Origin of the sequence: Rheinheimera sp. (genome assembly GCF_036782235.1) — a bacterium.
Lineage (GTDB): Bacteria > Pseudomonadota > Gammaproteobacteria > Enterobacterales > Alteromonadaceae > Pararheinheimera.
The window spans coordinates 281402-295847 of the sequence record NZ_DAIPZL010000004.1 but is presented as its reverse complement, the minus strand read 5'-3'; the positions used below and the strand labels follow the sequence as shown (position 1 = coordinate 295847).

The window sequence follows — 14446 nt, the reverse complement described above, 5'->3', positions numbered from 1 at the left end:
TAATCAGCTCCTTTTTTATTGGCAGATTAAGCCCGGCTCAGCGGCTAACAAGCTGACCCTGCCGCAGCTGCTGTTATGGTGGTATTTCTGCCTGCAACCGGCGTTGTTGCCATTGTTGCTGCCAATACAGCAGCGGCCAGCCCAGCAGCACAATCAGCAGCGCGTATAACATCGCCAGTCCTAAGATCCAGGCCACTGCGGCGCAGACAACAAGGCTGATCCAGGCCAGTGGCCGGTAGCGGCGTGACAATAAACGTAAAGCCGCTGCCATACTGCCGAGATAAATCAGCACAAAAACACCGTTCACCCAACCTATTAAATCTTCTAGACCTGCGCCAAACCAGGCTGAGCCCAACAGCACCAACGCCATCAGGCTTAACATAAAACTTAAGGCGCGCTGCGGCATCTGATAACGATTCAGCGGCGCTAACAGGGCCGGCAGTACACCTGCGGCGCTAAAACTCTGGCACAGCCTGGCCACACTGGCGGTATAGACATTGACGGTGGCAAGACCACTGCACAAACCCAAAACTCCAATCAGCAAGGCGCCCCCTGCGCCAAACAGCCGGTCAAAACCCTGCGCCATGCTGAGGTTTTCACCCGGAGCGGCCAGCACCAGCAATAAATAACTGCAGCCAAGGTAAATCAGCCCCACCAGCAATAACCCCAGCAGCAAAGCCGGCAATAAATGCCGTTTCGGGTCGCGAAAATCCTGGACTAAATGCGTCATGGCTTCTACCCCCAAAAAACTCCAGAAGCCAATAGCAAGCGCCGCCGAAAAGCCAGCCAGCTGGGTTTGTTGCGGCCACATCTGCAATGGCTGGGCTGAGGATGGTGTGACATACACAAAACCGGCCAGCATCAGCAGCACCACCGCCACTATGGCTAAGGTTAATGCCAGCTGCAGCCTGGCGGATAGCTGAAAACCACGGCGGTTTAATAGCCACAACAACAGCAATAACCCAAGTTCAACCGGCAGCGCCATATGTGTCCCCAGCCAGGGCGCAACAAAAGAAAACGTCATCATCATGGCGGCCGAAGCCCCAAGTGGCACCACCAGCATAAACAACAATCCGGTCAGCCGGCCGGCCAGGGTGCCAAAGGCTTCGGCGACAAAATGGGCCGGGCCTGCGGCGTGGGGTAACACACTGGCTAATTTGGCAAAAACAATGGTGATAGGTACGGACAATAACGTCAGCAGCAGCCAGGCTGGCAAAGCGCTGGCGCCGGCAAACTGAATGCTGAGCTGCGGCAGAATAAAGACCCCTGTGCCCAATAATGTGGTGGCCAATAAGGCAGCTCCCTGCCATAGGCCAATGCCTTGCTGTTTGGGGGTGGTGCGGGAAGAATTTTTTTGCATGCTGTGGTGATGCCATCCTCTGTTCTGAAGGCCAATATGATAACTTAGCGCGCGCCAACAAGATGACGGAACCAGACGGCAAAACGTTGTTTTCACCGGCAAAATAACTTTATTGCCTCAAGCGGCAGGAGACTGAGTATGCACACCGGTTTAGATAAGTTTGACCAGCAGATCATAGCGGCATTACAGCAGGATGCACGCCAGAGTGTGTCAGCAATAGCCAGCAGCATTCATTTATCGCGTAGTGCTGTGTCAGAGCGGTTAAAACGGCTGGAACAAAGTGGCGTGATCCGCGGTTATCAGGTGTTGTTACAGCCTGCCGCCGGTGCTTTGGTATCTGCTTATTTTGCCATTGAACATAACAGCGCGCGTTGTGCCGACATTATCCCCAAATTACAGCAAATTCCTGAGATCCGCCGTTGCCATGGCATCAGTGGCGAAACCGATTTAATGGTATTTGTGCAGGCGCCCTCTGTGGCCCGGTTACATCAGATCCGTGAGTTGCTGGATGCTGAACCTGCAGTGGTGCGTATCACCACCCATATGGTGCTCAGTGAGTGGATTAATAAAGACGGGGATATAATAAACAGCTGAGCAGGTGTGCACCTGCCCAGCCGGATTTGTGCTTATCAGAACTTGTAGCTGACCTTGGCATACACATAACGGCCGCGTGGGCTGTAAATGCTGGTGACATAACCATACAAGTCGCTATCACCGTCGCCGGCAGCAAATGGCGGTTCTTCATCCAGCAGGTTGCTGACACCCAGCATCAGTTTGGTGCTGGCGTCCCAGTTGTAATACAGCTGGGTGTCGACAGTCAGTTGAGAATCAACCATTCTTGATGTTTTGGTATCAAAGTCCAGGGTACCGTCAAAATCGATATCCGGTGTATCTTCAAATTCGCCAATATAAGATAACGAACCTGCCACACCCCAGTCGTTCAGGTTCCAGTCGGCCCCTGCCACCCAGCGGTATTGTGGATAACGGTATTCACCGGCATAAGAACGGTTGTCTTTTTCAAATTTGTCCAGATAAGTCCATTCCAGATTCAGTTTGACGACACCGTTTTGTGCCAGATCCAGTTTGTAGTTGGCAGATAAATCCAGACCACTGGCTTCTTGTGAGCTGACGTTAAAATAACCGTTGTTAATACGGTCCAGGGTACCTAAAGTCTGGCCTGGCAGTGGCGCAAAGCGTACACAGATAGTGCTGTTTTGTTTACGACATTCGGCCTGATACACCTCACCAAAAGGCACTTCATCAATTTTGTTGTCTTGTGTAATGCTCCATAAGTCCACACTGAAATCCAGTGCATCATTCACCTGCCAGACTAAACCCAGGTTCCAGCTTTCCGATTCTTCGGCTTTCAGGTTCGGGTTACCGGCAAAAATAATGGTGTAGTCAGTGGAGGCACAAGCCGGGTTGGCCGGATTGTTGGTTGGGCATAAAAAGGTATCAACAAAAAATTGCGATTCCTGGGACGGGCCAAGGCCAATCTGCGCCAATGAAGGTGCACGGAAACCCTGGCTCCAGGAGCCGCGAACTGTCACTGTGTCAGACGGTGTGTAGTGGAAGGCCACTTTTGGATTGGCTGTGCCGCCAAAGTCGCTGTAATGGTCATAACGTTCGGCCAGTTGCAGCTCGAGGTTTTCCAGCACCGGCACCGACAGCTCAATATAAGCTGCTTTTTGCGAACGGCCTGCCGCTGATGATACCGACTCAGTTCCAAAAATCAGTCCGCGGGAGAATTGGTCATCCGGCGTGTCGCGGGCGTCTTCTTTGCGATATTCCACACCTGCTGCCAGGCCAATAGCGCCGTGGGTGATTTGCATCAGTTCACCGCTGATATGACCGTCCACCGAGGTCAGGTGAGATTTACCACGACGCACCAAGCTGGTGGTAATAGCATCAATCACCGACTGCGGATTTTGCACGCCACCAAAGGGGTTGTAACGGCCGGCGTTAATTTCGTTTTGCAGGAAATCAGTGCGTACCCAGCCCTGGTCCCGCTCACCGGTTTGGGTGGCGGCACTGCGGCCTTTTTGCGCTGCGGCTTCCCATTCCCAGTTATTAATATTACCGCGCAGCCCGGCCAATAACCGCAGTGTGTCAGAGGTAATATCCCAGCGTCTGTTGCCGGCATCTACAGTGCGGTAACGGCCAATTTTAATGTCTTTTTTCCATGGGTTGTTCGGATGGCTGGCCGGTACTGTTAGACCTGCGCCTTCATCCAGTGGCGTGGCGGCGCCCCCAGCGGTTGAAGTGTTATGTTGTACGGCCATTTCTGAGAAAATTTCAACGTCGTTGGCTAACTCGCGGCTCATGGTCAGAATGGCACCCAAACGCTCAGCGGCAGGGACAGCAATAGAATGCGGGCCATAGTCATAAACACAGGTCTGGCCGGCAATACTGCCTGCCGGGCAACCCGGGTCACGTAATGTCACACCGTCGACAATAAAACGGCCCGGATAACCGCGGGACGAGCGGAAGTCCTGACCACCATAAGGTTTTTGGTTAGAGGTACCAAAGCGGCCCAGTTCTGAGTTGTCGATTTGGCTGTTGTTAAAATAATCCAGAATTAAGGTGGCGTTGCTCTTATCGTCACCCGTCCCCCAGACCGAACTAAAGGTTTTTTCATCGTAGCTTGGACCTGTAGTGGCACCGTAGCCCAGCGAAACTTCAGTGCCGGTGTAATCTTTACGCAGCACAATATTGACAACACCTGCCACAGCGTCCGAACCATAAATGGCGGAAGCACCGTCTTTGAGGATATCAATACGCTCAATAGCGGCTACCGGAATACTGTTGATATCAACAAAAGAGTTCACTATGCCTTCAGCAAAGGCGCTGGTGGCAACACGGCGGCCGTTGATCAGCACCAGAGTGGCGTCCGCACCAAAACCACGCAAACTAATGGCTGCTGCACCGTTGGCGGTGGAGTCCTGGCTGTTACCCCGGGTTGAAAAAGTACCGGCGCCTGTGACAGGTAAACGCTCCAGCAGTTGCTGCAGATTATCAAAGCCTGATTTATCAATCATATTGCGGTCGATAATGGTGACCGGTAAGGCTCCTTCAATATCGGTTCTTTTAATATGTGAACCAGTGATTTGCATCCGTTCTACGGATTTGTCTTCTTTTGCCGCGGCTTGAGATTGCTGGGCCAATGCTTGTGAGCTGCACAGCACAGCAGCCACGGTTAGCGCACAATAACTGAGTTTATGTTGGGTAGTGTTCATAACAATCCTTTTATTCACCTGGTATTTTTATTGTTTTGCGCCCGGAGGCGGCCATTCATTTATAGTACAAATTTTGTTTTTCTGAAGCAGGTCGTGCAAAAAATTGATGTTTTTTTGTAAGCATCAGTTAATTTCTGATAGCCAGTCAGGTTTTGTTACAGAAATCGGCAATTAAATAATAAAAATCAAAGGGATTTATGTTGTGCCGCCACAGATAAAATGGCGATACTGCCGGATATTTCATCAATTCAACTGTTAGTTTGTGCACTAACCGGAATAATCAGTCTGAAGCAGAATACACACTGAATTTTCCACAGTAGCGGCTGATGACCAAGGTGCTGGGGCAACCTGGATTGCGGCGACTTGCCGTTTTATTAAACCGGGTGGGGGCAGCGCCTGAACCCGGAATCTGATGCTGGCCATGCCGGCCGTTAAAGGAGCGCAGGTGTCGGATCTTGTCAGTTTTGCGCGGTTAAAAAACCTGCCGGGCCCGGTCTGGATGTTGTTGTTTGGCAATTTTTTTGTCCGCGGCAGTTATTACATGGTGTGGCCTTTTATTGCGGTATTACTGTACCGCAAGTTTCAATTGTCTGCCGCTGAAGTGGGGCTCTGGCTGACCTGCGCTGCTTTGCTGGCAGTGCTCAGTGGCTTTTATGCCGGTTATTTATCGGACAAATTTGGCCGCAAACCTGTGTTGCTGGTGGCAGCACTGGTGGGGGTGCTGGCTTTTAGTGCTTTTGCACTGGCACAAAGCAAAATGGCGGTGATTGGCTGTATTTTTTTATCGACCTTGCCGCGGGCTTTGTGGGACTCACCCAGTAAAGCTTGGCTTGGTGATTTGTTGCCCGACAGCAAAGATCGCGAGCTGGCGCTGCAGGGTTTGTATTTTATGGTTAATGCCGGTGCCGCTATAGGGCCCTTGTTTGGCATCTGGGCCGGTGTCAGCGGTAATCAGCACGCCTTTTTTCTGACGGCCTTTTCTTATGCTTGTTTGGGCTCTGGTATTTTGTGGTTATACCGTTTTACGCCACAACCACAGCGTCCGCACCACCCCAGAGAGCTGAATTTAAAGCTGACGTTACAAATCCTGCGGCTGGACCAGCTGTTTTTGCTGGTGATAGTGGCCAATATTCTGATCAATTTTATTTATGCTCATGCCGATTCCAGTCTGATCCAATATCTGACCCGCGCTAACTTTCCCGAGCTGGTAAGCCTGATTGCCGCGCTTGGCATTCTGAACTCGCTGGTGATTGTCAGTTGTCAGTTTCCGTTATTGCGGCTGCTGTCGGGCTGGCCCGTGGTGAAACGTATTTATCTGGGCATTGTGCTGCTGGCGCTGTCTCAGTTGTGGTATGCGCTGAACCCTATTTTATGGTACTGGGGCTGGCTGGGTGCCACTTTGGTGTTAAGCCTGGGTGAAGCCATTTTATTTGCCAATATGAACGTGCATCTGGATCAGCTGGCGCCGCCTGCGCTCAGAGGCAGTTATTTCGGTGCCGCCAGTTTATATGCCATAGGTTTTTCTTTGTCGCCGCTGATTGGTGGCCTGGTGCTGGATTGGCTGGGGGGCCCTGCGCTGTATTTTGGCAGTTTTGTGCTTTGTATTGTGGTGGTGTTTTGTTACCGCATCAGCGGCCGGTTAAGCCGACCGGATTTTCATCAGTTTCTGAGCAGCAAACCCACAGATAGCTGATTGAATTTTCGCCAGATTTCCCATAGATTGAGGTTGGGATTTGTCCGGGCAGTCGGGTTGTAGTGGCTGCATTTGTTATGTTATGCACACGATTTCAGAAGGAATCAATATGAAATATCACCATGGAAGCATCCGTAAACCCACCTTGCTGCTGGCGGTTGCCAGCCTGAGTTTGCTGGTTGCCTGTAATAAAGCGCCGGAGCAACTGCAAGCCCAAGTGCCGGCTGCAGTGGCAGACAGCAGCAAAACAACGGTCGCTGCCGCTTTGCCTTCTTATACGGCAGAGCAGTTTTACGCCACCAAATCTTATATGGGCAACAAAATGAACCATAACGGTCAGTCGTTATTGGTGGCATCAGACGAAACTGGTGTATTTAACCTGTACCGTGTCAGCCTGGATGGCAGCAGCTGGCAAGCGCTGACTAAATCCACCACAGACGCCATCATGCCGGTGGACTGGTTCCCGCAAGATGACAGGGTGCTTTACACCGCAGATCAGGGCGGCAACGAGCTGCACCATTTATACGTATTGGCAGAGGACGGCACAGTGACCGATCTGACGCCGGGCGACAAACTTAAAGCGATGTTCCTGGACTGGCATGGCACCGACGCTTTTTGGGTGGCCAGTAATGAACGTGACCCGAAGTTTTTTGATTTATATAAATACGATGCTAAAACCTATCAGCGCACTTTGGTATATCAGAATAACGACGGTTTAACTGTGAATGCGGTGAGCCCGGATGGCCGTTATCTGGCGCTCAGCAAAGAACGCACCAATGCCGATAATAACTTGTATATCATTGATTTACAGAGCAAAGAGCAAAAGCCACTACATATCACGCCGCATGAAGGCAATATCACTTTCCAGATCCATGGTTTTAGCCGTGACAGCAAAACACTGATTTATGGTTCAGATCAAAATTCTGAGTTCAGTCAGGCCCAGCAGTATGACATTGCCGCCAACAGCAGCAGTTTGTATCAGCAAGCTGACTGGGACGTCAGTTTTATCGATTTTAGCAAAGACAATAAATACAAAGTGGTTGGGGTGAATGCCGATGCGTCCACCAAAATTCAGATCATCGACCAGAACACAGGACAAGAGCTGAAGTTACCGCCGTTGCCGGTGGGTGATTTGCGCGGCATTAATTTTTCCAAAGACAGCCAGTACCTGAGTTTTTATGTCAATGCCGACAACAGCCCGTCCAATTTATATGTCTGGAAAGTGGGTGAGCCACAAGCCAAACGCCTGACCCAGGCCTTAGACGCTGCTATTGACGAAAACAACTTGGTGATGAGTGAAGTGGTACGCTACGCCAGTTTTGACGGTCTGCAAATTCCGGCATTGTTATACAAACCAAAACAAGCCAGCGACACGGCCAAAGTGCCGGCGCTGATTTGGATCCACGGTGGCCCGGGCGGCCAGTCCCGCACCGGTTACAACCCGACTATTCAGCATCTGGTGAATCAGGGTTATGCCGTACTGTCGGTGAATAACCGCGGTTCCAGCGGTTATGGCAAAACCTTTTACCATCTGGATGACTTAAAACATGGTGAAGACGATCTGCAGGACATTGTATTTGGTAAAAAATATCTGCAGTCGCTGAACTGGGTGGCCGGCGAGCGTATTGGTGTGATGGGCGGCAGTTATGGCGGTTATTTAACCATGGCGGCCATGGCCTTTACCGACGAATTTAAAGTGGGCATTAATATTTTTGGTGTCACCAACTGGCTGCGCACGCTGGAAAGTATTCCGCCTTGGTGGGAGTCATTCCGCGAATCTTTATATGCCGAACTGGGCGACCCGGCCAAAGACGCCGAACGCTTAAAACGCATTTCGCCTGTGTTTCACGGTGATAAAGTGAAAAAACCTGTGCTGGTGGTGCAAGGCGCCAATGACCCACGGGTGCTGCAGGTAGAAAGTGATGAAATGGTGGCTGCTATCAAGAAAAACGGTGTGCCGGTGGAATATGTGTTATTTCCGGACGAAGGCCATGGTTTTGTTAAAAAAGCCAACCGCATCACGGCGCAACAGGCTTATTTAAGCTTCCTGCAAAAACATCTGTAAACAGCAAACAGCTTTCATCTTGCAAAATGCCAGTCAATTGACTGGCATTTTTATTGGCAGCGGCCTGGCGTGTGGCTTTGTGGTTTTTGCGGGTAAAAAGCTGTTGTTGCCCTGACGCGGAATTCTGGCTAAGCCCTGACTACACTTGTTGAACCTTCAGTTCTCAGCGCAGCTAATTTTTATGTCAGCCGAACTTCGCTGCTGTTATCAGGAAGACGACCCTCAGCATTGTTGCCACGCACCGGCCGGCCCTTCCGGCCTGTGTTATTGGCACGATCCCACTATTTGTAAAGACAAAGCCGAAGACAAAACCGCGCTGGAGCAATATGCCCGTGCTGGCGGGCAAATGCGGGGTTTAGCGCTAAAAAGAGCTCAGTTGGCTGGGCTGAATTTAGCGGCGGCGCCGGGCCAGAGTGGTTTTGATTTAAGTTTTTGCGACTTATATAGAGCCAACTTGCAGGGTGCCCATTTATACAAAGTAAATTTAACCCAGGCCAATTTAATGAAGGCCGACTTGCGCGATGCCAATGTGCATTGGGTCAAGGCTGAGCAGGCCAATTTGCTTGGCGTAAAATGGGCCGGTGCCCGGCTGGAAAATATGCAACTTGGTAAAACGCTACGGCAGGAAGCCATAGCACAACAGGCGGTCAAAGCCGGTGATCTGGCACTGGCGCGAGATTATTTTGAACAATCGGAAGAGATTTACCGCGACTTACGTAAAGCCGCCGAACACGAAGGTTTGTTTGTGTTGTCGGGGTTGTATATCCAGCAAGAGCTGCGGATGCGGCGTTTTCAGTACCCTAAATTCAGTCAAAAGCGCTTTTTGTCCAAGCTGATCGATGTGTTTTGTGGATATGGCGAAGAGCCCATCCGGGTGGTGTTGTTTTCGTTATTGCTGATTTTTTGTTGTGCTATTGCCTATTTTTTTCTGGGGGTGACAACAGCAGGCCAGTTGCTGCAGTTTAATCCGCAAGCGTCCTGGCTTGAGCAACTGCAGCTATTTGGCACCTGTTTGTATTATTCGGTGGTGACCTTTACCACCCTGGGCTACGGCGATATTACCCCTGTGGGTTTGTCGCGGCTGGTGGCTGCAGTGGAAGCTTTTACCGGCAGTTTTACCATAGCGCTGTTTGTGGTGGTGTTTGTGAAGAAGATGACCAGATAGGGGCTGGTTTTCAGCTTGCAGCTGAGGTTGCTGGTTTTGTGCCTAAGCATCTGGCTTTGTTGGTTCTTCTTGATGCCAGCGGCATGGCGCAAATGCGGGGTCTCGCCCCCGCGGGCGAGTCACTTTTTGTGTCGACAAAAAGTGACATAAAAAACGACCCCGGGATCGTTCGAAAGCCCGTAGTTTTGACTCGATTTTGAGGCGCCGCCAAAACTCGCGGGGTGCTAGCGTCACCCCGCTCAAACAGTTGGCGTCTTAAAACCTCAAAACCGGCCAAAACAACGGCTCACTAAACGGGGAGCAAAAGCGCTGGCTTGGTGATTTGGTTTTTCTGATGTGTCAAAAGCTAATAAAGGCTTCTTGTATTTGCGCCAGCCTATCCCGACGAACTCATCAAATAGCAACTGAGTAAATAATCAGCATTTCGTTATGAGTTTTTTTCTGCACAACTTGCGTACAAGGAGTATGGGTTTTGTGAATTTAGTATTTCTCGAATTTGGAAAAATAAGTTGAAAAATAGTAACTTAGGATTTAGCTTGATATGAGTAAAAATCATCAAAGAAGGCAGAAAAATGTTCGTCTTGCGAGCGCTCCGCCTTCTATTAAATTGTTATATTTCACGGAGGATTTGTGCGTAAACTACTTGTAGGGCTTTTACTGTTTGTTATCGCATTTCATAGTACTGCTCAGTCCGATGTTAAGGAAATTACCCTATCTGAATTAAGAGGCTTTGGTGTACTTGTTACTCAGATGGGTATTAAAGAAAATCGTGAGCAATCGGTCAATCTACGTTTTGGCGTCCCTATACTTGATAGCAATAACTGTAGTGTTACTGATATCGAACTAACTATCGAAAAGGATGGTCAGTTCATTGCTCATAATTTCCTTTCAAATATGTCGGAGTCGATAGAGCATTACTCAAGTCATATTATCGCTGCAAAAGCTGAAGGTTTGGCTTTAAGCATTGGTGCTAGATACAGTTGCAAAGACCAAATTGCACGCTCAATTTTTTATAAGTTTGGCGATTTGGTTCAAATTGAAAATTTTTATACAAACAATGGTTTATTAAGTGAAATATAACAAATTGCTTAATTTCGTTCCGGCCACAAAAAGCGTGGCCTCCACTGGACTGCCTACGCTACGCTGCGGCAGCCAATTAGCAAAGCGTTAAGTTTACAAGGTCGTTTCTTTGAAATTATCGGACATAAAAGAAATCCTGAGTTTGGATTGGACTGCCAATAAAGCGATTGGAGCAATTTTCGTGCTAGTCGCGAGTATGCTTTCGGTGTCTCTCCCTATAGCTATTGAACTGCCAATACTAACTAAGATATTGATTTTATTTGTTTTATATAGTGCCGTGTATTATGTCTTAGCAAAAGTTTTGCTAATTATGTGTCGCTGGATATTACGTGCATCTAAATATTTGCGTCGTATTTTTTCATCGATTAAAACTGTTGAATGCCTTTCCGACGACGAAGCAATTATTCTTAATAAATGTATTGAAGAGAATGGCGTTTATCGAAACCATCACGAGATAAAAAAAATAATCTCAAAAGGTGTTGGGTTCAAAAAACATGATATTAATTCAAAGGTTTTACTTCTGAATTGGTTTGTTACTGCTTTCGTTAAGTTAAAATTTAAGAGGTTAAAGAACAAACAAAAATCAGATATAGTACAAAATTTCAACGGAAACGTTGCTAAGTATCTTGCAGTGTTTTTCAATCGGAATGTTGAATCATTAAAGAATCAACATGGTCTTATGCCATACGAGGTAACAGAGTATTACGAAGAATTATCTCGTTACGGGCTTATTACGATTACTAAAAGTAAGTCATCTAGCGTTTATGCATTAGATAAAAATTTGTCAAAACAACTTGCCGCAAAATATTTCGAAGTAGTAAAAGATGTTGATCCTATTGAACTTAAAGATTCCGAAGTTCAGGCTCATATTTATACAACTGGTGGTGGTCTTGTATCGGGAAATACAACTTAACAAGCGCCTTAAACAACGCGGCCTGCGGCCGCTGGACTCGCAACAAGTTGCTCGCCGTTTAGGCGTGCGTTAGGCGTCACAACCACTATAGGAGCCTGCTGTTATGGCTGAACTTAAAACCAGGCCAACCGATGCAAGCATCGATGCATACATCGGCTCACGGGCGAATGCAGAGCAGCAGGCCGACTGTTATAGCCTGATGGCTTTATTAACAGGGGTGACCCAGGAGCAGCCTCAGATGTGGGGGCCCAGCATTGTCGGGTATGGTCTCTACCGCTACAGCTACGAGAGTGGCAGAACAGGTGAAATGTGCAGAACCGGCTTTGCAATCCGGGGTAAGGAGTTGGTTGTTTATCTTATTGCGGAAGGTGCTGAGCAAGAGGCGTTGTTAAAACGGCTTGGCAAACACAAGATGGGCAAGTCTTGTCTGTACATAAAGAGGCTCGCAGACATTGATATGACAGTCCTCGCGCAGTTGGTTATCGGCTCGCTGGCGCAGCTCAAAGCCAGGTATGGCTGAAACCACGCCTCATCCTCCGCTTAATCCCTGACCTGCTGCATACGCTGGCGTGGGCGAGTCTCTGCTAAAAGCAGAAAATCAACTTGCTGTGATAGTGGTATGAGCCGGCGCCGCCTCGCAGGTATCTGGCAAATCTATTGCGGCAACATCAAAAACAACAAGGCGCCCATATCCTGTCCGGATAAAACCAACCTGCTGTTGAATTCCACTGCCAAGCCCCCCATCTCAGAGCTTGCCCTTAAGCCGATTAGGAAATCACCATGCTTTATGATTTGACCGTAGTGCAATTTAGCAAAATGCTGAACAACCTCGATGCCATTCTGGATAAAGCAGAACAGGCGGCCAGTGCGAAAAAATATGATGTGTCGGTGTTACTCAACGCCCGTTTAGCGCCGGACCAGTTTAACTTTATCCGTCAGGTGCAAATTGCCTGTGACACCGCCAAGTTAGGTGTTGCCCGTCTGGCTGGTGTGGCCGACAGTGCGCCTAAACATGCCGACACTGAAAGCTCTTTGCCTGAGTTAAAAACCCGTATTGCCGAAACTCTGGCTTATTTAAAAACTTTTACGCCGGCCGATTTTGCCGAGGCGGCCGAACGTCAGATCAGCCAGCCGCGCTGGGAAGGTAAATACCTGACAGGTTTTGAGTTTGCGGTGCAGCATGCCATCCCGAATATTTATTTCCATATCACCACCGCTTACGCCATTTTGCGCCACAACGGTGTGGATGTAGGTAAAAAAGACTATCTGGGCCCAATGCCTTATAAAAACTAATGCCTTATAAGAGCTAACGCCATATAAAAGCTGAGCCTTATAAAAACGAACGCCTTATCAGCATCAATGGCTGATAAAAGTGAATCATCCGGGGCCTGTTGGCCCCGTTTTTTTCGCTATTGCTTTTGTATCTTGCTGTTCTGGCTAAAAAAAGCTCTGATCCTGCGCTTGTTTGCCCGCAGCCTTGCCGCTAGATTTAACTTCAGCAAGCTGACAAAGGAGCTTTGAGATGCAGCCATGGTCTGCGCCGGCGCAACAGGCGCTGGTGAAACTGCCCGACTGGGTGGCACAAGTTGTGAACTGGCAACAACCTTACTCCGACGACCAGGCCAAAATGGCGCTGGCGATAGAGCTTTCGCGGCAAAATGTGTTAAAGCAAACCGGCGGCCCTTTTGGTACTGCCATTTTTGACCGCAACAGCCATCTGTTACTGGCCGTTGGCGTGAACAGAGTTTTACCGCTGAATAATTCCACCTTACATGGCGAAACCGTGGCCATTATGCTGGCAGAACAACGGCTTGGCACTTTTACCCTGGCCTCCGACGCCGGCCGTGAACTTTTTACCTCTTGTGAACCCTGCGCCATGTGTCTGGGCGCTGTGCTCTGGAGTGGCGTGAACCGGCTGGTGTGTGCCGGTACTGCGGCCGACGCCCGGGCTATAGGTTTTGACGAAGGGCCGGTTTTTGCCGAGTCTTATCAATATCTGCAAAACGCCGGCATCGAGGTGGTGCGGGGTTTTATGCAGCCTGAGGCCAAAGCTGTGCTGGATTTATATGCCAGTTCAGGTGGCCGCATTTATAACGGCCGTGACGGCAATAAGTGAACAGCTTGTTGCAGTTTTGGGTTTTGTTCAGTGCTTTTTTGCTTTATCATGCGCGCCGCCCGGCAAGGGATGCACTCTGCCGGTTTGATGTTGATGAGCAAAGGAAAGAACCCATCATGAAATTGAAATTCGCTTTAATCACCACCCTGGTATTGGCGTCAGCTGCAGTGCAGGCAGACTGGTTAAAAGCAGCCACAGATTCAGTAAAAGGCAGCGTGACAGATTCGGTAAAACAAAGTGCCGACAGTGCCAAAGACGCGGCTTATGACAGTGCTGTGCAGTCTGCGTTAGGTTTAACTCAGGGTAAAACCAGTAGCAGCTATGTGCTGGAAAAACTGGGTGAACCGGTCAGCAAAACCTTAAAACAGCAAAAAGAAGTCTGGAGTTATGACCTGTCTAAATTGCAGCAAACTTACCCGGCATTACCGGCTTTGTTAGCCCAGTATCCACAGGCGCCAAAAGCGATTGAATTGTCTTTTGATAAAGATGTGGTCAGCAATATCAAGATGATTAAAGCTGAAACAAAATAACAGCGGGTCTGGGCAGATGATGTTGAGCTGCCAGCGCTGAACAGGCCGGGAAACCGGCCTTTGTTTTTCACAGTCCGGCCTTTTGCAAAGCAAAAGGCGTGAAAACGGCGCAAGCCAAATCGTTGGCTTGCTTAGATCCGTTTTCACCCGGCAATCGCCAGAGGCTCATGCGTTCATTCGGCAAGACGCAAAATTGTTTGCGTCTTGAGAGCCCGAATTCACCCTGCGGGACCAGCTGAAGCTGTCCACAAAATGGCAGGAGAGCCATTTTGCACAGCAAAGCTGCGG

At 49.2% G+C, this 14446-nt stretch carries 13 protein-coding genes; 10 read left to right on the top strand and 3 right to left on the bottom strand.

Annotation, left to right across the window (positions count from 1 at the left end; translation table 11 throughout):
- Window positions 1-73: 73 nt before the first annotated feature.
- Window positions 74-1360 (bottom strand): L-methionine/branched-chain amino acid transporter, encoded by a 1287-nt coding sequence (gene yjeH / locus V7P87_RS07055; RefSeq protein WP_333796808.1) that lies wholly within the window; start codon window positions 1358-1360, stop codon window positions 74-76.
- Window positions 1361-1498: 138 nt separating this feature from the next.
- Between yjeH and V7P87_RS07050 the strand changes: the two genes are divergently transcribed.
- Entirely contained in the window at window positions 1499-1954 is a 456-nt protein-coding gene (locus tag V7P87_RS07050; protein WP_333796807.1) for an Lrp/AsnC family transcriptional regulator, read from the top strand.
- 35 nt (window positions 1955-1989) lie between these two features.
- Here the strand turns inward: V7P87_RS07050 and V7P87_RS07045 are convergent, their stop codons facing one another.
- Entirely contained in the window at window positions 1990-4596 is a 2607-nt protein-coding gene (locus tag V7P87_RS07045; RefSeq protein WP_333796806.1) for a TonB-dependent receptor, read from the bottom strand.
- 445 nt (window positions 4597-5041) lie between these two features.
- Between V7P87_RS07045 and V7P87_RS07040 the strand changes: the two genes are divergently transcribed.
- The 9 genes from V7P87_RS07040 (at window position 5042) to V7P87_RS07000 (ending at window position 14158) form a co-directional block, all read left to right on the top strand.
- Window positions 5042-6289 carry an MDR family MFS transporter gene (locus V7P87_RS07040; protein ID WP_333796805.1) on the top strand — a complete coding sequence of 416 codons (1248 nt, stop codon included), beginning with the start codon at window positions 5042-5044 and terminating at the stop codon, window positions 6287-6289.
- 109 nt (window positions 6290-6398) lie between these two features.
- The gene (locus tag V7P87_RS07035; RefSeq protein WP_333796804.1) at window positions 6399-8354 is read left to right on the top strand and encodes a S9 family peptidase; all 1956 of its coding nucleotides are present in this window, start codon (window positions 6399-6401) and stop codon (window positions 8352-8354) included.
- A gap of 181 nt (window positions 8355-8535) precedes the next feature.
- Window positions 8536-9519 (top strand): ion channel, encoded by a 984-nt coding sequence (locus V7P87_RS07030; RefSeq protein WP_333796803.1) that lies wholly within the window; start codon window positions 8536-8538, stop codon window positions 9517-9519.
- Between the two features lie 630 nt (window positions 9520-10149).
- Entirely contained in the window at window positions 10150-10599 is a 450-nt protein-coding gene (locus V7P87_RS07025) for a hypothetical protein (protein ID WP_333796802.1), read from the top strand.
- A gap of 109 nt (window positions 10600-10708) precedes the next feature.
- Window positions 10709-11512 (top strand): hypothetical protein, encoded by an 804-nt coding sequence (locus tag V7P87_RS07020; protein WP_333796801.1) that lies wholly within the window; start codon window positions 10709-10711, stop codon window positions 11510-11512.
- 103 nt (window positions 11513-11615) lie between these two features.
- Window positions 11616-12032, top strand: a complete 417-nt coding sequence (locus tag V7P87_RS07015; RefSeq protein WP_296294383.1) for a DUF1801 domain-containing protein — start codon at window positions 11616-11618, stop codon at window positions 12030-12032.
- A 260-nt stretch (window positions 12033-12292) separates the two neighbouring features.
- On the top strand, window positions 12293-12805 hold the full coding sequence (locus V7P87_RS07010) for a DUF1993 domain-containing protein (protein ID WP_333796800.1): 513 nt from the start codon (window positions 12293-12295) through the stop codon (window positions 12803-12805).
- A 229-nt stretch (window positions 12806-13034) separates the two neighbouring features.
- Window positions 13035-13628: a nucleoside deaminase gene (locus V7P87_RS07005; protein ID WP_296294379.1), complete on the top strand. Its 594-nt coding sequence runs from the start codon at window positions 13035-13037 to the stop codon at window positions 13626-13628.
- A gap of 116 nt (window positions 13629-13744) precedes the next feature.
- Window positions 13745-14158, top strand: a complete 414-nt coding sequence (locus tag V7P87_RS07000) for a hypothetical protein (RefSeq protein ID WP_333796799.1) — start codon at window positions 13745-13747, stop codon at window positions 14156-14158.
- A gap of 67 nt (window positions 14159-14225) precedes the next feature.
- Here V7P87_RS07000 and V7P87_RS06995 read toward each other — a convergent pair.
- The coding region (locus V7P87_RS06995) for a hypothetical protein (RefSeq protein WP_333796798.1) at window positions 14226-14446 on the bottom strand (221 nt) is incomplete at its 5' end.